At 37.7% G+C, this 23331-nt stretch carries 21 protein-coding genes and 2 pseudogenes; 6 read left to right on the top strand and 17 right to left on the bottom strand.

Translation table 11 applies throughout. The features are described from left to right. Positions 1-18 precede the first annotated feature (18 nt). The 3 genes from RMB03_RS10375 to RMB03_RS10365 are packed head-to-tail and all read right to left on the bottom strand — an operon-like array spanning position 19 to position 2778. Positions 19-378 carry a RidA family protein gene (locus RMB03_RS10375; RefSeq protein ID WP_005037543.1) on the bottom strand — a complete coding sequence of 120 codons (360 nt, stop codon included), beginning with the start codon at positions 376-378 and terminating at the stop codon, positions 19-21. Positions 379-388: 10 nt separating this feature from the next. Further along, a complete protein-coding gene (gene alr / locus RMB03_RS10370) occupies positions 389-1492 on the bottom strand; it encodes an alanine racemase (protein ID WP_311075884.1) in 1104 nt (367 codons plus the stop codon). A 20-nt stretch (positions 1493-1512) separates the two neighbouring features. Continuing rightward, complete coding sequence (locus RMB03_RS10365) at positions 1513-2778, bottom strand: D-amino acid dehydrogenase (protein WP_005037548.1); 1266 nt, start codon at positions 2776-2778, stop codon at positions 1513-1515. Positions 2779-2914: 136 nt separating this feature from the next. Between RMB03_RS10365 and RMB03_RS10360 the strand changes: the two genes are divergently transcribed. Continuing rightward, the gene (locus tag RMB03_RS10360; RefSeq protein WP_003655656.1) at positions 2915-3382 is read left to right on the top strand and encodes an Lrp/AsnC ligand binding domain-containing protein; all 468 of its coding nucleotides are present in this window, start codon (positions 2915-2917) and stop codon (positions 3380-3382) included. A gap of 42 nt (positions 3383-3424) precedes the next feature. On the opposite strand, the gene RMB03_RS10355 is transcribed toward RMB03_RS10360, so the two are convergent. Beyond that, positions 3425-4570: a heparan-alpha-glucosaminide N-acetyltransferase domain-containing protein gene (locus RMB03_RS10355; protein WP_311075880.1), complete on the bottom strand. Its 1146-nt coding sequence runs from the start codon at positions 4568-4570 to the stop codon at positions 3425-3427. 74 nt (positions 4571-4644) lie between these two features. Between RMB03_RS10355 and RMB03_RS10350 the strand changes: the two genes are divergently transcribed. Next, on the top strand, positions 4645-6735 hold the full coding sequence (locus RMB03_RS10350) for a TonB-dependent siderophore receptor (protein WP_311075878.1): 2091 nt from the start codon (positions 4645-4647) through the stop codon (positions 6733-6735). A 44-nt stretch (positions 6736-6779) separates the two neighbouring features. Here the strand turns inward: RMB03_RS10350 and RMB03_RS10345 are convergent, their stop codons facing one another. From RMB03_RS10345 to RMB03_RS10325, 5 genes and pseudogenes are all read right to left on the bottom strand, one after another. After that, positions 6780-7157 carry a nuclear transport factor 2 family protein gene (locus tag RMB03_RS10345; RefSeq protein WP_005037557.1) on the bottom strand — a complete coding sequence of 126 codons (378 nt, stop codon included), beginning with the start codon at positions 7155-7157 and terminating at the stop codon, positions 6780-6782. A gap of 28 nt (positions 7158-7185) precedes the next feature. Next, positions 7186-7566 carry a ribonuclease E inhibitor RraB gene (locus RMB03_RS10340; protein ID WP_016139626.1) on the bottom strand — a complete coding sequence of 127 codons (381 nt, stop codon included), beginning with the start codon at positions 7564-7566 and terminating at the stop codon, positions 7186-7188. 128 nt (positions 7567-7694) lie between these two features. Next, complete coding sequence (locus tag RMB03_RS10335; RefSeq protein ID WP_311075923.1) at positions 7695-8360, bottom strand: RluA family pseudouridine synthase; 666 nt, start codon at positions 8358-8360, stop codon at positions 7695-7697. Positions 8361-8471: 111 nt separating this feature from the next. Then, the gene (locus tag RMB03_RS10330) at positions 8472-9173 is read right to left on the bottom strand and encodes a DUF1003 domain-containing protein (protein ID WP_003655668.1); all 702 of its coding nucleotides are present in this window, start codon (positions 9171-9173) and stop codon (positions 8472-8474) included. A 78-nt stretch (positions 9174-9251) separates the two neighbouring features. After that, a pseudogene (locus RMB03_RS10325) lies at positions 9252-9754 on the bottom strand (DUF2867 domain-containing protein). 615 nt (positions 9755-10369) lie between these two features. On the opposite strand from RMB03_RS10325, the gene RMB03_RS10320 reads away from it, so the two are divergent. Continuing rightward, positions 10370-11071: an SDR family NAD(P)-dependent oxidoreductase gene (locus RMB03_RS10320; RefSeq protein WP_311075875.1), complete on the top strand. Its 702-nt coding sequence runs from the start codon at positions 10370-10372 to the stop codon at positions 11069-11071. Between the two features lie 87 nt (positions 11072-11158). Here the strand turns inward: RMB03_RS10320 and RMB03_RS10315 are convergent, their stop codons facing one another. Genes RMB03_RS10315 through RMB03_RS10305 form a run of 3 tightly spaced genes read right to left on the bottom strand, consistent with a single transcriptional unit; the run spans position 11159 to position 15137 of the window. Continuing rightward, on the bottom strand, positions 11159-11617 hold the full coding sequence (locus tag RMB03_RS10315) for a hypothetical protein (RefSeq protein ID WP_026070301.1): 459 nt from the start codon (positions 11615-11617) through the stop codon (positions 11159-11161). Between the two features lie 6 nt (positions 11618-11623). Further along, positions 11624-12361, bottom strand: a complete 738-nt coding sequence (locus RMB03_RS10310) for a hypothetical protein (protein ID WP_005049156.1) — start codon at positions 12359-12361, stop codon at positions 11624-11626. Then, entirely contained in the window at positions 12351-15137 is a 2787-nt protein-coding gene (locus tag RMB03_RS10305) for a type VI secretion system Vgr family protein (RefSeq protein ID WP_311075869.1), read from the bottom strand. The genes RMB03_RS10310 and RMB03_RS10305 overlap by 11 nt, the downstream gene beginning before the upstream one ends. Before the next feature lie 262 nt (positions 15138-15399). Here RMB03_RS10305 and RMB03_RS10300 point away from each other — a divergent pair, with 262 nt between their 5' ends. The 3 genes from RMB03_RS10300 to RMB03_RS10290 all read left to right on the top strand — a co-directional run bounded on the left by RMB03_RS10300 (position 15400) and on the right by RMB03_RS10290 (position 17622). Further along, entirely contained in the window at positions 15400-16092 is a 693-nt protein-coding gene (locus tag RMB03_RS10300; protein WP_311075866.1) for a tetratricopeptide repeat protein, read from the top strand. A 673-nt stretch (positions 16093-16765) separates the two neighbouring features. Further along, positions 16766-17050 carry a hypothetical protein gene (locus RMB03_RS10295; RefSeq protein ID WP_311075864.1) on the top strand — a complete coding sequence of 95 codons (285 nt, stop codon included), beginning with the start codon at positions 16766-16768 and terminating at the stop codon, positions 17048-17050. 221 nt (positions 17051-17271) lie between these two features. Continuing rightward, entirely contained in the window at positions 17272-17622 is a 351-nt protein-coding gene (locus RMB03_RS10290) for a hypothetical protein (protein ID WP_311075862.1), read from the top strand. A gap of 245 nt (positions 17623-17867) precedes the next feature. Here RMB03_RS10290 and RMB03_RS10285 read toward each other — a convergent pair. The 5 genes and pseudogenes from RMB03_RS10285 to RMB03_RS10265 all read right to left on the bottom strand — a co-directional run bounded on the left by RMB03_RS10285 (position 17868) and on the right by RMB03_RS10265 (position 23235). Beyond that, positions 17868-18369 (bottom strand): annotated as a pseudogene (locus RMB03_RS10285) (NUDIX hydrolase). Positions 18370-18635: 266 nt separating this feature from the next. After that, the gene (locus RMB03_RS10280) at positions 18636-19211 is read right to left on the bottom strand and encodes a DUF4126 domain-containing protein (RefSeq protein WP_311075860.1); all 576 of its coding nucleotides are present in this window, start codon (positions 19209-19211) and stop codon (positions 18636-18638) included. 121 nt (positions 19212-19332) lie between these two features. Next, positions 19333-19467, bottom strand: a complete 135-nt coding sequence (locus tag RMB03_RS10275) for a zinc ribbon-containing protein (protein WP_311075858.1) — start codon at positions 19465-19467, stop codon at positions 19333-19335. A gap of 337 nt (positions 19468-19804) precedes the next feature. Then, a complete protein-coding gene (locus RMB03_RS10270; RefSeq protein ID WP_311075856.1) occupies positions 19805-22027 on the bottom strand; it encodes an AAA family ATPase in 2223 nt (740 codons plus the stop codon). Between the two features lie 455 nt (positions 22028-22482). Continuing rightward, positions 22483-23235, bottom strand: coding sequence for a hypothetical protein (locus RMB03_RS10265; protein WP_311075854.1), 753 nt, complete (start codon positions 23233-23235; stop codon positions 22483-22485). Between the last annotated feature and the right edge of the window lie 96 nt (positions 23236-23331).

The raw sequence follows: 23331 nt of genomic DNA, 5'->3' as shown, positions 1-23331 counted from the left end.
TTTTGGAGTAAAAACGAATTACTTTTGTGCTGCCGTCACGGCAATTTCAATGAGCCAGTCTGGATTAACCAAATCGGCCTGAATTGTGGCACGCGATGGAGCAACACACCCTTTTAACCAGTCAACCCAAATGGCATTTACGGTTGAAAAGTCAGAAAGATTTTTTAAATAGAGCTGCGCAGAGAGCAAGCGAGATTTATCAGTATCGGCAAGCGCCAAAAGTTCATCAATCGTTGCAAGAATTTCACGAGTTTGGCCTGCCACGTCTTGCTCGGTATTTTTAGGTACCTGACCTGACAAATAAACCACTTTGTTAAAAACAGTCACGGCGCTCATGACTTCGTTAGTGTTAATCTTTTGTATATCTGAATTAGACATTCGGATTTCCTTATACCTGATTAATAAATTGAACACGGGCGGTGACAGCACACATCAGTTCATAACCCACCGTACCGGATGAAACTGCGACATCATCAATAGACAAAATAACGCCTGTACTTGATTGTCCCCATAGCACCACTTCACTGCCGACTTTGGCATTTTCAATACCCGTTAAATCGACTGCCAACATATCCATGCTGACGCGGCCGACTGTACGAGTGCGTACAGAGTCCACTAAAACTGGCGTACCTGTCGGTGAAATACGCTGATAACCATCGGCATAGCCACAAGCGACAATCCCAATCGTCATGGGTTGCTCTGCGACAAAGTTTGAGCCATAACCTACGCTTTCATTCGCATCTAAATGCTGAACGGAAATAATTTCACTGCGTAAACTCATGGTGGGTTGTAAACCCCAATCGGCAATACTATGCGTCGGGTAGTCTGGCGAGCTGCCATAAAGCATGATGCCGCTACGTGCATAATCTGATTTGAGCTGGTCTTGATAGCGTAGAATTGCCGCACTATTACTTACCGATCTTTCACCCGGTAAATCTTTAATAATGTCTTCAAATGCACTGATTTGATAATCAATACCCTGCTGACCGAAACGATCGCCATCCGCATCTGAAAAATGCATCATGTGCGTAATCTTGGAGACGTTTGCTAAATTATTTAAACGTTCCCATGCCTGAACATACTGCTGTGGTTTAAAACCAAGACGGTTCATACCACTGTTCATTTTTAGGCAAATATCAAATTGAGCTGGATAAGGATGCTTTTGAACCCACTCAATTTGCTCTTCACTGTGAATGGTGAAACTAAGCTGATACTGCACACAATCAAATAAGTCTTGAGGAGAAAAAATCCCTTCGAGCAACAAAATTGGACCTGTCCAACCTAGAGCACGAATTCGTTTTGCTTCATCAAGATCAAGTAAGGCAAAGCCATCTGCTGCTTTAAATGCTTCATAAACACGTTCAATTCCGTGTCCATAAGCATTAGCTTTTACAACGGCAAAGACCTTACTGTTTGGCATAGCCTTGCGTACCACCGCCAAGTTATTTTGCAAGGCTTGACGGTGGATGACTGCGGTAATAGGACGAGGCATGATTAATTTCCTAACGTCCGTTATGCAGCATGCGCGTGTGAATAACGCTGAATTGAAAGACCATCTGTACTGATTTCAGTCTTATGATTCAATACGATGTCACTGATTAATTTTCCTGAACCACACGCCATTGTCCAACCTAAAGTACCGTGGCCTGTGTTCAAGAACAGATTTTTAAAGCGGGTCGCACCAATAATTGGGGTACTGTCTGGTGTCATTGGACGTAAACCCGTCCAGAAAGAAGCCTGTGCCATATCACCACCCGGGAACAAGTCCTGAGTCACCATTTGCAAGGTTGCACGGCGGTCTTCGTTCAGACCTAAATTGAAACCACTTAACTCTGCCATTCCACCTACGCGAATACGTTGGTCAAAACGAGTAATCGCGATTTTGTAAGTTTCATCAAGCACAGTAGATTGCGGAGCAAAAGCTGGATCAACAATTGGAATCGTCAACGAGTAACCTTTTACAGGATATACAGGCAACTGTAGATCAAGCGGTTTCAAGAAATCACGTGAATAACTACCAAATGCTAGAACATAACGATCCGCGGTTAAGACTTTACCATTGACCTGAACGCCCTTAATTTCATCGCCTTCAACAATCAATTTTTCTACGTTCTGGTTGAACTGGAAGTTAACCCCCAGCTCTTTAGCAATTTGAGCTAAAGCATTGGTAAATAAATAACAGTCGCCTGTCTCATCATTTGGTAAATGCAAACCGCCGACAAGTTTATCTTGCGTATTTGCCAAAGCTGGCTCTACACGACCAAGCTCATTGCCATTTAATAATTCGTAACTTACACCGCATTCTTGTAGCACACTAATGTCGCGTTGAACCGCTTCCATTTGCGCTTCTTTACGGAATAACTGCAAAGTGCCTTTCGCACGGTTTTCGTAATTAATACCTGTATCTTTTCTGAGTTCACGTAAGCAGTCACGGCTGTATTCAGCCACACGCATCATACGTTCTTTGTTCACAGCATAACTTTGTGGATTACAGTTTTTTAGCATTTGCGCCATCCACTGTAACTGCCACATGCTGCCATCTAAATTAATAGCAAGCGGTGCGTGGTGTTGGAACATCCACTTCACAGCTTTAAAAGGAATTCCTGGTGCTGCCCAAGGGGTTGAATACCCTGGCGAAATTTGACCTGCATTACCAAAGCTTGTTTCTTCAGCAGGACCTGCCTGACGGTCAAGAACAGTGACCTCAGCTCCTTGTTGAGCTAGATAATAGGCACTTGCCACTCCGATAACGCCGCTACCTAATACAATTACGCGCATTTCCATTCCCTCACGCACACCAGTTTATTTAACTAGTATATTTCCGCCTCAATAGTTTATTTCACTGTTTTTCGGGCTATAATCTAGGTAAATTTATGTTTTTATCACAAGAATTTTAAAAAAAGAGGAAATATCTATGCGCCCCCTAGATCGTATAGATCGCATGATTCTGGATATTTTGCAGCGTGAAGGACGAATTGCGATTAGTGAGTTGGCATCGAGAGTCAACCTGTCGACCACCCCCTGTTCAGAGCGTGTCAAACGACTTGAACGTGATGGCATCATCATGGGTTACTTCGCACGACTAAACCCAGCCTATGTGGACCGCAACTTGCTCGTCTTTTTAGAAATTAAGTTATCTGCCAAATCTGGCGATGTATTTGATCAAGTTGCCAGAGACTTAGTCGAGATTCCGGAAGTACTCGAATGTCACCTCATTTCAGGTGAGTTTGACTATCTTGTAAAAGCGCGCTTAAAAGAAATGAGTGCCTACCGCCGCTTGTTAGGTGATCTGTTAAAGAAACTCCCCGCTTCGGCATCTTCACACAGTTATGTGGTCATGGAAGAAGTTAAAGAAACTCTATATCTAGATGTGAGTAAGTAAAGCGAGGCCACTATTGAACTCGCTTTACCCATATTTTGAACATTAGAAATATCTTAAAATCGAAATATGTTTATTTTGATGTTTGAATTTCGAGAACCATTTAACAGCAGGATAAAGCGCAAAAGACAACACAATCGTGATTAACCACAGCATCCACACATGATTAGCCGATAAATAATTGCCGTAGTTGGCTCCCCATACACTTATTGCAAACACATACATCAGTTTCAATACATATAAATGCAGTAAATAAAAGAACATAGGAACCGAACCGAACACTACCAATGGTTTTAAAAATGAATATTGCTGCATACGTTCAAAAGCAACCAACACAATTAAACCGATTCCAACATTCAGCAAAATAAATAATAAAGACGGGGGATACTTGGTGAGGTTAAAAAAGCTCATTAAAGTGAGTTGTAATGACTCAAAATGTTGCCACGGCTGGTCACCATAGATATTGATAAAACGCAGTAAAACGAATAATCCAATACTTGCCAGTCCGATACTCAATAAATAGCGGCTTCTTTGTTTTGCAGTATATTTTGAACTAAAGAATTGGCCTAAAACATAACCCAGCAAAATAACACCAATCCAAGGCAAAACCGGATAGCTTGTGCGAAGCTTTATACCTGCAAACTCGATCCAACCACGCTCATGTAAAACGAACCATACATTCTGTAAAAAACCATTTGTAAAATGCACAGAATCTAATAAGTTATGCCCAAAAATAATCAATAAAGCTGCACCAGTAAGAACAGGCAACGGTAAACTCACACAACCAGCCAACACCACCATGCTAATACCAATCGCCCATATCACCTGCAAATAAATAACATCTGGTGGAAAAGTAGCTGTCCAAGCAAAGTTCACCAATGTCAGCTCTAACACAATTAAAAATAGACCACGCTTCAATAAAAATGCACGGGTTTGCTGCAAATCCTGTTTTTTTGAATGAAATAAAAAAGCCGAAATACCTGTTAAAAGAACAAAAACCGGAGCACAAATATGTGCCAATAACCGACTACCAAATAATGCAGGTTCAGTCACTGTTACATCCATTGGATCTATGACCTGCTTATGCAAATAGAAAGTTTCTCTTACATGGTCGAGCAACATAATCAAGATGACCAAACCACGTAAGGCATCAATCGACTGTAAACGCTCAATATTTTTTTCTAAAGACATAGCGATAATCAATAAAATAATGTAACGTTATACTATTACATTTAATCCCTTTTGTCTTTCATGGCTGCTCATTTATGCAACACAAATTAGGTTTGTTGTCTTCCTTAGGTCTATCGTTTATCTCGACACTCAGTTGGGGAGAAGAAACGTCAACGGTACTGGCAACCATACGCGTTCAGGCTGAAACGACCCAAGAAGATGTAAGTCAAAATAGTTCAGCGACTAAATTTTCCCACGATGTTTTAGATGTCCCTTTTAATCGTGCTTTTGTTTCTAAGCAGGTGATGGAACAACAAGACGTTCAGCGCATTGATGATGCATTAACCTTAGTCAGTGGGGTTTTTCATCAGAATGATTATGGTGGTGGTTTTTGGGATAATTACTCTTTCCGAGGCTTTAGTGGCGATCCAAATTTAGGGGCTACCATGATTCGAAACGGTTTGAGTGTAAACAGAGGTGTTAGTGCTCCCAAAGATATCGTAAACATTGAGTCTTTAGAATTTTTAAAAGGACCAATGGCGGCTTTATATGGCCGTGGAGAAACAGGTGGTTTGCTCAATCTAAATAGTAAAAAGCCACAGTGGCAAAGCGAAAGTGAAATCAACTTACGCGCCAATAGCCAAGAACAATATCGAATGAGTCTGGAACATACCGCCCCGATTAACGATGAACTGGCCTATCGTTTAGCTGTTGCCCATGAAGATAATCAAAGCTTTCGTGATCATGTCAGCAGTGAACGCTGGTTCTTTTCGCCGCAGCTCACATGGAAAATTTCAGACCAGACTCAACTCGACTTTGATAGTGAATTTACTCAGCACAAAGGAACCTTTGACCGTGGAGTAAGCACCGTTAATCACCAGTTTGTGATGGACCCGAAAACCTTTACGGGTGAACCTGATGACGGCGATATGAAAGTAAAAGATTACTTTTACCAGTTACGTCTTAGTCATGAATTTAACCCTGACTGGAAACTGAATAGTGCCGTCAGTTATAAAGATGCTCAAATGGTCGGCTTTTCGACCGAACCACGACGCATACAAACCGATGGTCGTACTTTAGAACGTCAACGCCGCTATCGTGATTATCAAAGTGAAGATGTGCTAGCTCAAACAGAGTTACTTGGCAAAATTGATACATCTTGGGCTCGACATGAAATTTTACTTTCAACTGAACTTGGTCAACTCGACTATCAGCAATATCAGCTGCGTCGTAACCACAGCTCAGGCATGCCAAATACAATTGATATTTACCAACCTGAATATGGAAAATATTTACCAGATTTAGCACCGTTCACCAACACCAAAGAACAGCAACGTTACTTTGCTCTTAATGTACAAGATCAAATCTTTTTTAATGATCAATGGAGTGTGCTTTTCGGCAACCGTTTTGATCAGGTCGAACAAGACTTTAAAAATCACCTGACTCAGACCGAAAGTAACCAGACCCTTCATCAAAATAGCCCACGTTTCGGAGTAAATTTTAAAGCCTCTGATCAATGGGCATTTTATACAAACTATGGTCGCTCATTTGCGATGAATAGTGGTATGAACCGAAATGGTCAAACGTTTGCTCCTGAAAAAGGCGAAAGCTATGAGGTCGGTACCAAATATAAAATGAATGAGCAAAGTGTGCTTAGTCTCGCTTTGTTTAAAATGAAAAAACAAAATGTGCTGACAACAGATCCAATCGACAATGCATTCCAAACAGCCGCTGGTGAAGTTAGCAGTAAAGGGATTGAATTTGACTTAAATAGCCAGATCAATGACCGATGGCTCGTCAATGCCAATTATAGTTATACCGATGCTCAAATTGAAAAAGACCAAGACCTAGCTAAAGGTGCTCGTCTGAGTAATGTTCCAAAACGCCAAGGCTCAGTGAGTACCAATTATGAATTCCTGCAAGAAGGCACGAAAAAGGCAGGCATAGGTGCCAACCTCACCTATGTCGGTGAGCGCAGTGGTCATAACATTGATAATGGATTTAACTTACCAAGTTATACACTGGTCAATTTAAATGGCTACTACGCCCCATCTGACCGCTTACGCTATCAGCTGAATGTAAATAACTTGTTTGATAAAAGTTACTATATTTCAAGCTATAGCGATTTATGGGTTCAACCAGGTGAACCACTGAACGCTTCAATTTCGGCACAGTGGAAATTTTAATTCATCCATAAAATAAAAAAGCCCGAAAACTTTCGGGCTTTTCATTAAAACATACCGTTTTCATTGACGAGTGGATCAGGCTGTATTTGCCCAATGTCCCAAAACTCAGCAATTTTTCCATTTTCAAAACGACAAATGTGAACCACTGCCAAGGTTGTTAACCCGTTCATTTGCATTTCAATTTTAGAATGCACAGCAACTAAATCACCATCTTCAATGACATGTTGAACTTCAAAGAATTTATTTGGAGTTTCAATTGCACTTTCACGCATTCCCTCCTTCAAAGAAGTTACATCACCCGCATAATAAGGATTGTGATGCTTGAAGTTAGGCGCGGTGTAATTGCTATAGGCTTCATCGACTTCGCCAGCTGCGGCAAGCTCTAAAAACCGTACTGCAATTTGTTTTTGAGATAAGTTCATGATTATCTCCTACCCGTTATTTTAGACCTTACTGTAACAGGTCATCTTCTTCGTCGCCTTCCTCGAAGACATAAGCCATACAGCCCCATCCATCATATTCACCCTGAAATTTTTCAGCGATGCTGGCAAACCATTGTTCTAAATCAACAATGTCTGAATAGTCGGGTTCCATATTAACGAAGATCGTAATAATCCATTCATTTGGCTCAACGGCATCATCTTGAAAGAGTGAAACCTTTTGTTCTTGGTACAGTAAATAGAGTGCACATTGCTCTGCATTTTTCTGATCTTGAAAAGCAATAGAAAATTCAATTTCATGCAGATCGGTTAAATCATCCCCGTCTTCAGCCATTTGCCAAAGTACATTGCCGTTATCGTCATCTGGAAATTGTTCGTAATCACGAGTCATAATATGATCCCTTGTTGTTGTTGCCGTATTAATATTATTCGGCATTAAGAATACCCGACTTTTATTGCAGTTTGGGTATATATTCCGTTCCCAATTGCATCAAATTAATTTTTTTAATTATATAAATTTTAAAAAGGCACCTTCGATTCAATCACCACATCGGTTCCATTTAATGGATGCTTAAAAGCCAAATATGCAGCATGTAGCGCCATACGGTTTAAGTGAAATTGCTTAGGTTCAGGGTGATATAACTTGTCACCCATAATCGGATGTCCAATATGCATCATGTGTACACGTAGCTGATGCGAACGCCCTGTTACTGGTTCAAGCAATACTCGACTTTGATCTGTTTTTTCATCATAGATGAGAGGTTGAAATAAGGTTTTGGCATGTTTGCCCAACTCAAAATGCACAATTTGTCTCGGGCGATTTTCCCAATCGGTAATGAGTGGAACTTCAACACTACCCTCTTCCGCGACTTGGCCTTGCACTAAAGCAATATAATGTTTTTTGACTGTTCTGGCCTGAAACATTTTACTTACCGCAACTTCTGCATCACGGTGTTTAGCAAACATAAGCAACCCCGAAGTCGCCATATCTAAACGATGAGTCACTTTGGCTAAAGGGAACTTTTCAAGTATGCGTAAATAGGCACTATCATGATGTTCCGGCAACCTCCCCATAACCGACAATAGACCCGCAGGTTTATCAACCACGACCAAATCGTCATCTTCAAATAGGATTGAAAGCGGATCTTGTGGTGGAGCATAAACAAAGTGGTCGTTTAAAGGCATTGTCGTAGAAACAGCAAGGGAGCATGGCGGCAGATCATAAAGAAATTTCCAATTTACCGCAAAATATTCTATAGAGCTCATCATGTTCCACGTGAAACTCAGATTCAGTTTTTACCGTTTTTTATTCATTTCAGATAAAAGATCGAGCTGAATTTCTTGAATATGTGCAAGTCTTTCCCATTGATGCGATAAAAGATGATCCATTTTTTCATGTAAATGTCTAATTTCAAGCTCAGCTTTTAAATTAATTTGATAATCATGTTGAGCGCGTAACCGATCTTTTACCTCTTGTCGATTTTGACTCATCATAATGACAGGTGCCTGAATTGCAGCTAAACATGACAAGACCAGATTAAGCAAAATAAATGGATAAGGATCAACTGGATGCACCACCATCACTACAGTATTTAAAATGATCCAAGCCACTAAAAATAGTCCAAAACAAGTTAAAAAGACCCAACTTCCGCCAAAAGAGGCTATTTTATCTGCTAGTTTTTCACCCAAAGTCCAATTCTGATCGAACTCTGTCTCTGTATTTCGACTAATCAGCTCATGCCGTTGCATACTGCCAATCACTTCATTTTCTAAAGTTGTTAACTCACCTTTTTCTGAACGTAATAGTGATTGCACATACTTAATACGGTAGTCCGCCAAATCAGCACGACAAATAAAGGTTGAAAAAGACCAATCCGGATAATCTTTCAAGATTTCTTCTCCAATCACATCTCGAATGACTTCACCAGAGACCAGATCTTTTAAGGGAAAACTCTTTCCACAAACGGCGCATTGGCGACACTGGTTTTTATTGTCCATTTTATTCAGCTCGCAATTGATAATACGTATATTATATAAACGATTTCAATGAATAACATCGTAAATAAAAATAGTGCTCTAACCCAATATCTGTAAAGTGGCTGGTACTATTTTTCGGTGGGCAGGAATCACAGGCAACATGTACAGCCGCCCAAGTAAATTTTTAATATGGACTACTGTGGTCACGGTAAGAACTTGAGTCTCTTCATTTTTATAAATAGATAAAGTCACATTTAAATGTTTATCGTCATCGCCAACCACTAACTCATTTTCGGTACGCTGTAACAAGGTAAAAATTCCAATTCGATCACCAGCTACATATTCATTTTCTTTTTTATTCGAATCAATTTGCTTAAAACTTCCTAAATCTTTAAGCCCAATCTTTGAAGTAATTTTATTGCGCAAGTTCATGCTCCACTCTACCCATTGAGGCGTGTGATGGAACAGTTTAATGAACTGCCAAATACATTAAGATCTGGTTGGCCAAGCATAATACTCCACGAATCGTGAAAGTAAGCATTGTTCAATTGAGATGAGATTTGGCTGTCATGCGGCAAGGCAGAAAGATAAGGCTTATTCATAAATTATATTCTTGTAAAGTATCGTTTTTATTATAGAGAATTTTTTAGGGTGTCAAGGGAAAACATCTATGGTTTACTTCAACAATTATAACTTTGTAAGTTAGAACCTTATGCCTATAAACTTTTGATCTATAGCGTCCTAAGCCGAATCGAGACCTTTTGGGTGAGTACACACTAACGTTATACGTTTTGGTGCATGCTACTCTTTTCGATCCCTATCACACCCTTGAGATATAGTTTAGCCAGCACCCTGCGGGATTGTTTTTCTAAGAACAGCTAATTTTCATTATTTTTGGAATTTTTTACGCCATTAAGTGAATTAAAAAGAATTTATTTCCATTTCACCATAATTAGTTAAATTTAAATTCCACTTTATTTATATTTTACGGTTTATTTTACCAACCTTAATAATTTATAAACTCATTAGAAGTTATTTCATCAGCATACGTTTAGCCGACTGGATCATTCAAACCAAACTTACTCATTACTGCTTTTAAGATTTTTTGTTTTGCTCTTTCAGTATTATTTTTTATAGATAACTTTTTCGCTTGAATACATTATAAAAACATATTATAAACTATTTCTAACCAAATAATTGGTTTTTGGAACTTTATAATGAACAACAATATTATAATCTTTGGTTATGGAACAGGTATTTCTAAAGCCGTAGCACATAAATTTGGTAAAGAAGGCTATAAAATCGGGTTAGTGGCACGAAATGCCGAAAAACTCGAAAAGGCCATTTTAGAACTTAAAACACATGGTATTGAAGCTTACGCTTTTACATGTGATTTAGCCGTTCTTGAAAACATACCAAATCTTATTAAATGCATTAAAGATCAATTAGGAGAGATTAAAAATATTCATTGGAATGCTTCCCATGATATTGAAGGCAACATATTAGAAACCCCTCCACTGGAGCTCACCAAAAGCTTTCATATTCGCGTTTCGAGCTATATCGCGACGGTACAAGCTTGCTTAGGTGATTTAGAGAAGAACCACGGCAGTATTTTATCAACAAACGGTATTTTCGCTTTCGATGCAGTGGGAATAGATTTAGTTGCCAAAGAATATTCATCATTAGCAATTACCGCTGCCGCCCAATATAAAACCACCAATTTACTTGCCCATAGCCTAGCTGACTCAAATGTTTACGTGAGCCAAGTGATTGTGAATGGTTTTGTTGATGGGACATCTGGAGCAGAAGATAAAACCTACACAGTACATCCCGAAACCATTGCAGAGCAGTTCTGGTACTTACATCAACGTAAACAAGAAACTGTTTCTCTTTGTGGAGAAGCAATTCAAGCTGCTTAAACAATTTCTTATGACTGAAGAAGCGTAATAAATTACGCTTCTCTGAACTTTTTTAATTTTAAGTTTGTATGGTGCTGAATTATTTGATTATTTCTCATATTCTGAAGGATCAATTTTGTATTTTTTAAATAAAATAGAGCGTACAGAATCATTTATGCTGTCATCATATTTAATAATTAAATAAATATCTTTCTTAGTTAAAGGAATAGTTTTTAAAATATCACTTAGCTCTGTACTTCTAATAGAACGTACTTCACTTGGTTGTTTAGATATTTCAGGATCTTGCTCTTCAAACTTAAAATCAACACCTTGCAAGTTGAAATAAACCATAACTCTTCTGTTTAAAGAGTCACTATCATCATATAGAACTGTTCCTGCTGGAAGGATTGTATATTCTGAATAATTATCACCATTTGAAGAAATTTTTAGAGGCTTCTCTAAAATATGTATCTTAGGCATTTCTCTAAAGCTCCACAGATAAAAATTTAAAACTAATTGAATTAAAAACAAAATTCCTAATATGATTATTACCAGATTTTTTTTCATATATCCCTACTTCTTCAGATGATATGTATTTTTAATATCTACTTTTACATCAGGAGACTTCATTAAATAATCATTTAAATTATCGGGTAAAAATAGGTATTTTGGCATTTCATATTTACTTGCTTTAAATGCTAATTTTGCTGTAGTTGGTAATACTTTATCAGCATTTACAAACATATGGCCTGATTTCGCCATACTTGGGATTGCTTTTTTCGTTGCTTCCAAGCTTTGAGTAGTACAATTAGGGGCCAAAGCAAAATAGTCTTGAGATAAAACATAGCTTTTATAGTATTTTTCAGTTCGCCTTAATGTAGCCGTTTTCAATAAATCATTATAATAATTTAATACAAGCATAGCCTGACTATCAAAAATTCTATAGCCATAAGCATGAGTTGTTCTAGTTCTTGAAGTTCCTGATCCTTGGCTATTTTCATCGGCAATATAAGCGTCAAAGCTACTCCAAATCCTTAATATCCCTTCTCCGCGGGGACTACTAGCCCCCTCTAAAGTAAAAATACCAAAGCTTTCAGGTTTCGTCTTTCCATATCTACCAAAATCATAAATATAATCCTTACCTTTCAACTTAATATAAACAGCCGTATGGCCATAAGGCGACTCTTTATCCCCTTCTCCATAAGCACTCCCTACTAATAGATGTAACTCAGCCTCTGGTTTCAAAGGAACTTTCTGGGTCGGTGGATTAGCTGTATTTGTTGTTGTACTTGTTGTTGAATTATTCCCCATTTACAAAATCTTCCTGTTCGAACCAATTAACAACTAATTCATCATTTTCAGCAGACTTTATGGTTTTTGTCATTCCTTTCTCATTAGTAAAACCATAAGACTTTATTCCTGTTCTTTTATTCAAAATTGAATAAGGAATTCCTTCTAATGGTTCATTCTTAGACGAATCTATAGCTTGGAAATTACGATGCTCGTTTTTAATACGCAAATCAGGCAATGCAGGAACATTCGCATTCGCACTCCCGCCTCCCATAAACAAATGCTGTCCAGCCTTCACTTCAAACTTACCGCCTGTGGTCATAAAAATGCCCGAACCAGTAATTTTGACTTGAGAGCCACCTGCGGTGAGCACAATTTCTTTGGCTGCTGTCGCTTCAATTTTGTCTTCTGCTGAAATAATCTGAACCGCTTTACGGGCAATTAAATCTGCTCCGTCACCTTGCGCTTGAATCTCAACTTTACCTTTGCCTGCATATAGTCTCGCCCCTTCTTGCGCTGCAAAAAGGCTGATTTTATTTTGGGCATGTGCAATCAGATTCTTTTGAGTAGACAGGTTAATGCTGTCTCCAGCAGTTTGGTTTAGCTGCCCATCTGCGCTTAAGTGAATATCTTCGTTACTGCTCAGCGCGATGCTATTTGGGCTCGCCAGCAGCATAATCGCCTCTTTAAACGTTTTGGCTTTTGCGTTGTCTTGCTGTTCAAGTTTTTCAATAAAAGATTTTAGGTTTTCTAAATTTTCTAAAGGGTCAGTTTGCTGATTTTTAGCAACTTCGCTGAGTGCCTTGGCATTGTTGAGGCCGCCTTCGATTTGTTGCTTAGCTTCATTTGCATCGAGGTGTACACCTTGGGCTTGGTCCTGTTTATGGGTACTAACGAGTAAGCCACTGCCCGCACGTACCGCGCCCCACTGGTCTGTTCTAAGTTCGAAACCTTCACCACGACCGTCACTTTCGGCTTTGTCTTTTGGATGGCTTAAGTTACCCAAGTTGAGTTGGCTTGCCGCATGACTGCTTTGTAGCTGGGCACTGATTTGACCTGTGGTGTCATCAAAACGTAGCTGGTTAAAGCCTTTACCATCAACTTCTTCGGAGCGGATACCACTGAGTTTTTTAGTGTCAGGTAACTGGCCTTTCTGATCGAATTGGGTTGGGTGACGTTCAGCTTCATGAATTCGACCCACCACAAATGGACGGTCAATGTTGCCGTCAAAGAAGTCGATCACCACAATCTCGCCGACACGAGGTAAGAAGCGCGCTCCATAACCCGCACCTGCCCATGGGGTCAGTACATCAACCCAAGCGGAGTCGGTGTCATTGTCGTTACTGCCCGCTCCACCGTCATGACTATGGTCATCAGCTCGGGTAAACAGGAAGCGGACTTTAATGCGTCCCCATTGGTCAACATGAATGCTTTCGCCCTCTAACCCAACTACTCTAGCACGCTGCGGGTGAGCGGCTGGTCGGTGTTCTAGCGGACTATATTCAGGCACAGCTTTAATGTTACGTCGAACGACGTTCAGTTCAGCAAAGTGGCGCTGCTCAGGATTTTGGCTGTCGAGTTGCGCAGCTTTGAGCTTGTCTTTTGGTAACAGGCGCTCGAGTTGCTGTTGTAATTCTTTCGGTAAATTATTCTGGTTGTAGTAATGCTTGCTTAAGATTAAAAATTCTTTATCAGCACTGTCGTGGCGCTCAAGCTCAGGATGATCATTCAGTTCAAACCAGTAACCCACCTGTGCATCACGGACGTTGCCTGAAACGGTAAACTGTTTAGAACTCAGGTGATGGTAAGCATTGATATGCTGGTTCAGTTGTTCAATCTGGTTATTGCCTGAAGCAGTGGCTTGATCTTCACCGTTTAAGTCCTGTATCCAAGCAGGGCTAACGTGCCACGCATCTTCAAGGTTTAGGCTAGCGTTGTCATAGTGTTCACTGTGCTTTTGTGTGCCTTGTACGCTACCGCTGCCTTCTTCTTGTTGCAGCGCATCGGCTTGCCAGCGTTGCACATGAACAGAGGTTGGTTGTAAGCGACGCTCAGCTTTGACTTGGGTAATGGTATCGAACTGCTCTGTGGCACTACTGCGTTGGTAGCGTAGGCTACGGCGTTCAAGCGCCTGATAATTTTGGTTATCGTCAATTAAACGTAACACTTGTGGCTGAATCGACGCATTAGGATCGGCGACTAAAAGCTGCGACTCATCAACCAGCCAGTTAATGCCTTCGCTGCGCCACAAACGGGTTAAAAAGTCATAATCGCTTTCGTTTGACTGCATCACAAATGGACGCACATCGTAGTCTTTAGTTAAGCCTGCCGTGTCGAGCGTTAAGCTTGAGGCAAATAACGGACTTTTACCTTGCCATTCTTTAAACAGAATTTCGCTAATATCCCGCACGCTTTTATTCATAAACACGCGGCTATTACGGCGTTTATACCAGAGTGCAGTTGGGTCTGTTAAGGTGAGGTTATAAATAGTGAGTGAGCCGTCGCTTTGCCCTTGGCTCGCTTCGGTAATAATGCCTGTCGTTCTAAAAAACTGGCCCATGTCAGTGACCTGATCGACGGCAACCTGACAGCCAATAAATTGTTTTAATGCAATATGTGCGTTCGTCGACAGACATAGTAGCTCAGCAACGCTGCCTTGATTGAGCGTATGTTCGCCTTCAATGCGTTGCAAGAAGACTTGCTGATTTAAAGACTGATTTGAGAATTGGATATGAACAGCGCGATTTTGTGAAACAAGGCCTAAACGCTCCAATATACTCGACACACTCATCTGCATTTTTATTATCAATCAAACTTATATTTAGCCCGCATTTTAATTAAAAAAAGACGAACCTGTCTATCTATACTCATTTTCAAAATGTAACTGGTCTAAATATGCTGTTTTAGGTTAACTTCTTATTAAATAGATATTTAAAAAGTAAAATCAGATCATTTTAAAGTGATATAAAGCACCTAGATATATTTAATATTTTTCTTTTATATTCAAATAGATATTAAAGAAAAATAAATTTTCAAATTAATAAAATTCAGGATGAGATATGAAAATAAAAAAGTCTGCTTTTTATATATTTATCGTGATTTTCTCACTTCATTCTTCAGCATTTGCTGAGCCGAGTGTGGCCGATATTCAATATCGTGCGCAACAAGGGCAACCCGTGGCTCAATATCATTTAGGCATGATGCTTTTAAGCGGCGAACAAGGCGTTGTTAAAAACTATGAACAAGCTTTTAAATGGCTAACTGCGGCTGACCAAAATGGAAGTGTGGGCGCAAAATATAGTTTAGGCATGATGTATTACACAGGCACGGGCGTAGAAAAAGATGCCAAGCGCGCTTTTGATTATTTTACTAAGGCTGCGGCTAAGGGTCATGCTAAAGCGCAATATAACTTAGGGGTGTTATACGACAAAGGTGAAGGAACTGCGCAAAATTATGTGCAGGCGTTTGAGTGGTTTAGTCGTGCTGCCGAGCAAGGCTATCCACCCGCAGAATATAATTTAGCTCAGCTATATAATAAAGGTCACGGCGTCACCCAAAGTGATGAGCAGACACTGAAGTGGTACACCAAAACGGCTGAGCATGGCGAAAGTGATGCCCAATACAACTTGGCCCAGATGTATTTAAATGGTGAAGGCACGCCGAAAAACCTACAACTGGCAAAGAAATGGTTTCAGCAAGCTGCCGATGCAGGCGATTCGGATGCGAAAGAAATGCTTAAAAGTTTAGAATAAGGCAGCCATCTCTATAATATTTTATTTATAAGATGATAAATCTCTACTATTAACAACATTACACTTACAACTTATTTTATTATTTATTTTTTCTAATTAAATATAAATATTAATTCTATTATTTTAATAAATATATTTAGATTTATTATTGAATCAAAAATATTTTAAATATTAAATTGACGTAATTAAAATCACCGATTATTATCTCGTTGCTGGCCTACATTGCCAGACGGTTTTGACAGACCGTAACTCGTAGCGGATTATAGTTCTACTATAATTCGTTAGACCCTTGCGTCCCCTTTTCTTTGCGGTAGGACGGGAGGGGGACGCCCTGTGCGTGCTGGTTCTACGAGTCCAGTCTGTCAACCCCCTTTCGTTCTACCACCATAAATTAATTCGCGGTAATCTGGTGGTAGAGCTCCATAATTTTAAGGAGTTGACCATGATACTTTTCAAACTTATTCCCTCTCCAATTTAATCATTTTATTTATTTAAAATTTGGGTTTTCTATTGCCTAATTTTTTAAATTTATAAAGTATTTTTATTTTAAAACTTAAATTATTTTATTTTCCTGTGTTTATGTGAGGATTAACTACCATCTAAAAATTATTTTAAAATTTAAACCAATTATATTTTTATTCTACTCATAGATATAAATCTTTATGAGAATAATATGACAATTTATAAACCTATTTTGGCTTTAAGTTTCATTCTAGGTAGTTTGGGGATTTCGGGTTGTAACCTACACACTCAGCAGGATTTTGAAAAAATTTGCCTGTCGGGTGGGCACACCCAAGCCAGTTGCGACTGTATTTACCAGCGACTTGAACAAGCTTACTCACCTAAGCTGATGCAGCGCCTAGAACATGTCAGTTTGCAAAGTCCTGTTCTCCCACAGGACTTTGCCCCTACTTTTTTCAGCGTCATGCAGCGGTGTGACAAAAGTAGTATGGGCTAAGCGTTTGGCTTAGCTCCTTTATCTCTGTGTTGCAATGGTTTCTTACTTTAAATCAGCGCAAAAGATTAAAGTCTGTTGTGGCACGGGGGCCTAAAGAAGAATATTTTTAAGAAATTTGAACTCTTATAGTTTAGATATTTCTATACTCAGCTCGTTTTTAACGATAAAGTCATGTTTAATAAGTAGTATTTTTTATCATTAATATCATAGAGCTAATAAAAATGAGTTTTTATACAGAACTACAAGTTCGTTATACAGATTTTGACACGATTGATTTATCTACTGAAAAGCAAAAGATCCTAGAAATATTAACTATGCTAGCTGAAGGTGCAACTCATGAAGATCTTTATAATGACTTAGTAAGTGCCTTTACTAATGGTCATGCAGATCTTCATATTGACCCTATTTATTGCGAAATAATAATAGAAAAAATTACCGCTCTATTTCCAAATGCAAATTTTGAATGTCGAGGGTTAGGAGAAGAGTACTTCTATACGTGGATCCTCTGTGTTGAAAATGGCCAGATTATTTTTAGCAGCAAGCCTTGGGAAACCGAAAATCCTTTTATATAAGGATAACCCTACCCATTTTTGTACGTTTTAACCTACAAACTTTTAGGGATTTTGCGGATTGGCGACACCCTGCTTTTTTCCTATGATGAGTTCATACAGGAACAGGATGTTCCAGAACATAAAACAACAATAATAGGTTCATGCACTAGGAGCGTGAGATACGACAGGAGTCATATCTAGCAACCAAATACGAAAAAGCTCGACAGGATGTCGGGCTTTTTTTATATCTGAATATTAAGAAAATTTTAGAGTTTAAAAATCTCAGGCAAGCTATCTACAAGAATATTAGGAATGTTATTTGGATAAACAATCTCATTTGTTTGGCTCAGTTCATCAAACGTCCACCAACGACTTTTGCTAATCACAAGCTTTTCGTGTTCAGACCAATTTGCTGTATTCACTTCTTCATTTTTAAGAAAAACAATAAAGAGTCTTTCATTAGAAATCACAACTTCTGCACTCGGTAGCATCATTTCAAAATTGCGAGTTGCGACATGAGTGCCCACTTCGCTTCTTACTACACCTAACTCTTCATAAAGCTCTCGGCAAGCTGCTTGCTCGAAGGTTTCCCCTTCTTCAAGCCCTCCACCGACAGTTGCCCAATATGATTGACCAGCCAAAGCATCATTTGTATGAGTAAATTGAAATAATAAAATTTGATGATTTTCATTAATCACTAATAGTCGTGAAGATTTTCTAATACGCATTTGATTTTTTTCTTGAAGTAACAAGGTGGCTATTATTCATATTCGCTTTGAAAAGTTAAATTATTTCTCAATGTACGTTTTAACCTACAAGCTTTTAGGGATTTTGCGGATTGGCGACTTCCCGCTTTTTTCCTATGATGAGTTCATACAGGAACAGGATGTTCCGGAACACAAAACTACAATAATAGGTTCATGCACTAGGAGCGTGAGATACGACAGGAGTCATATCTAGCAACCAAATACGAAAAAGCCCAACAGGATGTTGGGCTTTTTTTATGGTCATTTAAAAATGATATTAAAGTTAACCTATAACGGACTATGTACCTGTTCTTGCTTTTTATGACGTATCCAACGTATTGCCAAAATAACAGCAATAACCACCACAACTGCAACAAGGGCGGGAACTAGAAAAGCTGAAACCGAAAGTAAGATTGCCCCAATCCACTCCCCTGTAGCGACTACAAAGTTTCCTAAGCCGCCTGTGGTTGCAGTTGAAACACCGCGTGCAGCAACTGTACTCATTTGCACCACACCTGCCGTACCACCGCCCACAATAATGGCTGCCGCCCAACCTGCGAATTGTGACATTTCACCACTACTCACAGCCATCGTCGCTAACGTACCGGCAATCATAGCCGCAGGGGTCGCGACCGTGTCTAAGGCGTTATCGACCCATGGAATATAGTAGGCCGCAACTTCGCACATCGTTGCCACACCTAAAGCCAAGCAAACCGATGGCATGGCTAACCACTCAAAACCTTTTGATGGCTCAAACCATCCCATCATGGTTGCAATGCTCATGACCAATAGCGGCACAAACACGCGAAAACCGCACGCAGCGCTCAGGCCCACACCAATACATAAACCCAATATTGTTTCCATAAAGGTTTCCTTTTCATGCCCATCGCGGGTCTTGTTATGTAAGTCTTATTTTAAACTAACAAAAAGCCCCATCGGGTGACAGGGCTTTTTGTTAAATGCGAACGTAAATATTATTTTATTCTTAACGTTTAAACTCAGTGCAATAGCATTTAGTGCACGGCGGTAAACGATCTGTATTAATTTCTAAAAACACTCTCTGGCCACATTGAGCGCAGAAATAGAAGCCTGTTCCGGTTTTTTCGCCAGCTGTTACCATGATTGCGTTCCTATAATCGTATAGATATTAAACAGGAATATAACCCAGTTAGAGTGATTGTCAATTGTCCATTTCGCCCGATGATGATGGCATAAATGCAAAAAATGTTATTTGTACGATTTATCTTACAAACTTTTAGGGATTTTGCGGATTGGCGATACTCTACTTTTTTCCTATGATGAGTTCATACAGGAACAGGATGTTCCGGAACACAAAACAACAATAATAGGTTCATGCATCAGGACGTGAGATACGACAGGAGTCATATCTAGCAACCAAATACGAAAAAGCCCGACAGGATGTCGGGCTTTTTTTATTGGAATGATCTTTTAATAAGTCATATTGTTATCATTTTTTTATAATGATTCTCGTACCCAGCCACTTTAAAAAGTTCTGCAAAAGCATCTCGAAAATCTTGATAGTTAAACTCTTTAAAGTCAAAAATATTTTGTCCTAAAGAGTGTGATTCTCGATTTATATATCTATAAAATGCTTGGAACCTATTAGCTTTTAAAGACTCTTGTAAGAAAAAATTATTCAAATCTCTTTTTTCAACAAAATTAAAAAAATATTCAATTATATTTCTCATGCAATTCGCAATCAGGGCTGCTGGTTGCTGGCTATCCTTTATAATAAACCAATAAGCTTGATAATCATTTTGAATTTCTTCATATCTCATAGGAATAAAATTACTTCCTGTTTCATTCTTTACTAATCTGAACAAACTTTGATTTTCCCTCCTAACCTCATGATTAGTCTCAGTAACTTCATAGAAAAAATATAAACTATGGGTTAAAATAAAAACTTGTTCATATTTATAGTTCCATGTAGTTTCGTTACAGTCAGTTTCTGGATTTACTTTAGTAACTTTCCTTCCAAAAAATTCATTTTTTATCAATCTTCCAACATTAAAAACATATATATGAGACAAACTAGAAATTGGATCATCAATAACAATGATTTTCTTTGTACTTGTTTCTGTTACTTCCTTCTTTCCTCTACATAATTCAAGAAAATAAAGAAAACTAATAATCATTTTTTCGCCTTCACTCAAAGAGTGAAAAATTTTATCTTCCTTTTCTCCCCTTACTATTTTATAGAAATTATCAGAATGTTTTTTAATCTCAAAATCATTAATCCCCAACTCAATTAAACCATTTTTTATATTTTCAATTGCATCCTCAATATTTACTGTATTTTTTTGTTGCTCAGAAATAATTGTTTTTTGTATATCAATTTTTATTGAATTTTGTCTTATATTCTCTTCTATTTTTTCCATTTTTGATTGCGATATTAATTTTTTAGCCTTAAATGAACTAATAGTTAGATCATACTCCCAACACATTATTTCCCAAAAAGATTTTCTTATACTTGCTCTTACTACTTCTTTCTGGTCAATATTTTTATTATGTTCATTAACAAGTAGATTAATTCCTAGAATAATTTTATTTAATTCTTCAAGAGCCTCCACAGAACTTTTCAGAGAAACTGAAACACTTGGATTCTTGATTTTATCCTCAATATTTTTTTGATTATTTTCAATAATTTTTATAAATTCATAATATTTAATCTCAAAGTCTTTGCTATATACTTCAAATTTTGGATTTGATTCAAAAGTAGATTTATTAGGGATAGATTGAATTTCTTGTGAATAATTTTTAAATAAAGAGTTCAAAGTAACCATATCCGCTTCATATGAAGCATCAAAATAACTTTTTATATTTTCTATTAATATATTTGAGATTGTTTTTTCTTGACAAAATGGACAATTCAAATTCCCATTTAAGTCATTTTGAGGTATATATTTTAATCCTGCCTTCACCCAGTCAGAGTTACCAAGCATCTTGATGAGTTGTGAAACGGTACTATTCTCATTACCTACGATCTGTTTACTAAATAAGGATTCAATTTCTATATTTTGAGATGAAAAATTAATTTTAGGTAAAATTAGATACTTTTGAGGGTTATCACCTGAAATAGATTGAAAATCATTTTTTAACTCATCAATACTTTTTTGAGGTTTTATAGTCGGTTTACTTAAACCCGAAAGGTAATTAAATAAATTATCTTTAGAACTTTTGTAGCCATCTAAACAGAATTCAAGAACCCTGTCACCACCACTATAATCATTTTTTATTTTCCAAACTGTTTCTTTTGCAGCATTCTGCTCCTGAACTATTGTTCTTCTCTCATCTTCAAGTTCACTTTTTTGTTTTACTATTTCATCTTCAAGTTTTTTAATTTCTTTCGAAGCATTAGAAATCTTAGTTTCAGCCTCTTTATTCTCTTTTGAAAGAGTAAAAATCCCTTTTAAATTTTCAACTTCAAAAAAGTTTTCTTGAATAAAAGTTTGATTATATACAAGAACTTTATGATCATCTTCCAAACCATCTATTGAACAATCTTTATATTTCAGATCTCCCCTTTGATGCAAAAAATTTGAAAATGTACTTTTACCTGCACCATTTAAACCATAAATAAGATTTATCTTTTTATCAGTTCCTAAAGTAGCATTACTTTTATAGCTTGCAACATTTTTAAGATTTATTAATCTAATCATTGTTTATCCATTTACAATAAAAAAACCCCATCATCAAGATAGGGCTGTTTTGAATAATTTTCAATCAGTTGTAGACTAAATATTAAACTACTTAGTCTTCTAAAAAGTCTTACGCAATTTCATTTTGTACGCTTTAACCTACAAACTTTTAGGGATTTTGCGGATTGGCGAATTACCACTTTTTTCCTATGATGAGTTCATACAGGAACAGGATGTTCCGGAACACAAAACTACAATAATAGGTTCATGCACTAGGAGCGTGAGATACGACAGGAGTCATATCTAGCAACCAAATACGAAAAAGCCCGACAGGATGTCGGGCTTTTTTTATGTTTTTAGTTTTCTATTACAGATGACCTTACACTTACCTCATTTAATCAGTCAAAATTTATAAATAACTTCTGACTCTTTTAAACCTAATTATTCTGTTTTACAGGAACTTATGTGTCTTCAGTTCAAGTATCTTTTCTTGTTAATAATCTTATTAATTCATTTAATGAACATACTTTAATGTCAAATCTCTCTATAACTTTATTTATATTAGTAGAAAACATAATAGAATTTTTTCCAGCATTTTTCCCTCTGTCCTCTGTACAAAAAAAGTCATTTCCAATTGCATAATGTGCAGACAACATATCTCCATCTACCCACTCAGCAATTGCTTCTGAAAATTCTTTTTCGCTAAATTGCCTTTTACTATTCATATATAAAGCTTTTTTCAATAAAAAATAAGTAAAACTTCCACATCCCATCTCAGCAATAAAGTTACTACATACATATAGTTTTTCCGCAAAACTCCAAAAATCCTCAATTTCTACTTTCATTTTATTAGGAATTTCAGGGCTACGTACGGTTCCCAAATTAGTCATAGGAATAACTTTAAAACCTAATTGTTCCGCTAACTCTAATGATTCTTTAAGCCTAGGATGCAAACCTAGATGTGAGTCTAGGTTTGGACTAATACTCATTCTTCCATGAATTTTGCTGTCTAAGGCTTTATCCAACTGTTCAAATTCAAATTTTGGGCTATACCCCTTCATAAACTCTAAACGTTTCTTTTTTTGTAACGACTCTAATGAAATAGCAATCTCAGAAATATAAGGCTGTATATTACCCAGTAATATTTGATTATTAATATATTCATGCTCAGGTGTTTCCTTTCGAACTACCTTTTCCCAAACATTTGAATCGAAAGTTACCTTCAACATTTTCTCAACGTACTTTAAATTTACTATAGCTATCAGTAATTGCTACACCTAGAAAGGTTATAAACAATTACCACTGAGTTACTGTCTAAAAGCAAA

The organism is Acinetobacter sp. V91_7, from assembly GCF_031799075.1.
Lineage (GTDB): Bacteria > Pseudomonadota > Gammaproteobacteria > Pseudomonadales > Moraxellaceae > Acinetobacter > Acinetobacter calcoaceticus.
The sequence above is the reverse complement of the archived record's forward strand: the minus strand, read 5'-3'. Positions and strand labels throughout refer to the sequence as shown.

Excerpts from the sequence above, each read along its gene's own strand:
- RMB03_RS10330 (WP_003655668.1), bottom strand. The coding sequence starts at position 9,173 with ATGGACAATAAAAACCAGTGTCGCCAATGCGCCGTTTGTGGAAAGAGT.
- RMB03_RS10340 (WP_016139626.1), bottom strand. The coding sequence starts at position 7,566 with ATGACTCGTGATTACGAACAATTTCCAGATGACGATAACGGCAATGTA.
- RMB03_RS10275 (WP_311075858.1), bottom strand. The coding sequence starts at position 19,467 with ATGGTAACAGCTGGCGAAAAAACCGGAACAGGCTTCTATTTCTGCGCT.
- RMB03_RS10290 (WP_311075862.1), top strand. The coding sequence starts at position 17,272 with ATGAGTTTTTATACAGAACTACAAGTTCGTTATACAGATTTTGACACG.
- RMB03_RS10265 (WP_311075854.1), bottom strand. The coding sequence starts at position 23,235 with ATGTTGAAGGTAACTTTCGATTCAAATGTTTGGGAAAAGGTAGTTCGA.
- RMB03_RS10335 (WP_311075923.1), bottom strand. The coding sequence starts at position 8,360 with ATGCCTTTAAACGACCACTTTGTTTATGCTCCACCACAAGATCCGCTT.
- RMB03_RS10295 (WP_311075864.1), top strand. The coding sequence starts at position 16,766 with ATGACAATTTATAAACCTATTTTGGCTTTAAGTTTCATTCTAGGTAGT.
- RMB03_RS10355 (WP_311075880.1), bottom strand. The coding sequence starts at position 4,570 with ATGTCTTTAGAAAAAAATATTGAGCGTTTACAGTCGATTGATGCCTTA.
- RMB03_RS10310 (WP_005049156.1), bottom strand. The coding sequence starts at position 12,361 with ATGGGGAATAATTCAACAACAAGTACAACAACAAATACAGCTAATCCA.
- RMB03_RS10300 (WP_311075866.1), top strand. The coding sequence starts at position 15,400 with ATGAAAATAAAAAAGTCTGCTTTTTATATATTTATCGTGATTTTCTCA.
- RMB03_RS10360 (WP_003655656.1), top strand. The coding sequence starts at position 2,915 with ATGCGCCCCCTAGATCGTATAGATCGCATGATTCTGGATATTTTGCAG.
- RMB03_RS10350 (WP_311075878.1), top strand. The coding sequence starts at position 4,645 with ATGCAACACAAATTAGGTTTGTTGTCTTCCTTAGGTCTATCGTTTATC.
- RMB03_RS10365 (WP_005037548.1), bottom strand. The coding sequence starts at position 2,778 with ATGCGCGTAATTGTATTAGGTAGCGGCGTTATCGGAGTGGCAAGTGCC.
- RMB03_RS10320 (WP_311075875.1), top strand. The coding sequence starts at position 10,370 with ATGAACAACAATATTATAATCTTTGGTTATGGAACAGGTATTTCTAAA.
- RMB03_RS10280 (WP_311075860.1), bottom strand. The coding sequence starts at position 19,211 with ATGGAAACAATATTGGGTTTATGTATTGGTGTGGGCCTGAGCGCTGCG.
- RMB03_RS10270 (WP_311075856.1), bottom strand. The coding sequence starts at position 22,027 with ATGATTAGATTAATAAATCTTAAAAATGTTGCAAGCTATAAAAGTAAT.
- RMB03_RS10315 (WP_026070301.1), bottom strand. The coding sequence starts at position 11,617 with ATGAAAAAAAATCTGGTAATAATCATATTAGGAATTTTGTTTTTAATT.
- RMB03_RS10375 (WP_005037543.1), bottom strand. The coding sequence starts at position 378 with ATGTCTAATTCAGATATACAAAAGATTAACACTAACGAAGTCATGAGC.
- RMB03_RS10345 (WP_005037557.1), bottom strand. The coding sequence starts at position 7,157 with ATGAACTTATCTCAAAAACAAATTGCAGTACGGTTTTTAGAGCTTGCC.
- RMB03_RS10305 (WP_311075869.1), bottom strand. The coding sequence starts at position 15,137 with ATGCAGATGAGTGTGTCGAGTATATTGGAGCGTTTAGGCCTTGTTTCA.
- alr (WP_311075884.1), bottom strand. The coding sequence starts at position 1,492 with ATGCCTCGTCCTATTACCGCAGTCATCCACCGTCAAGCCTTGCAAAAT.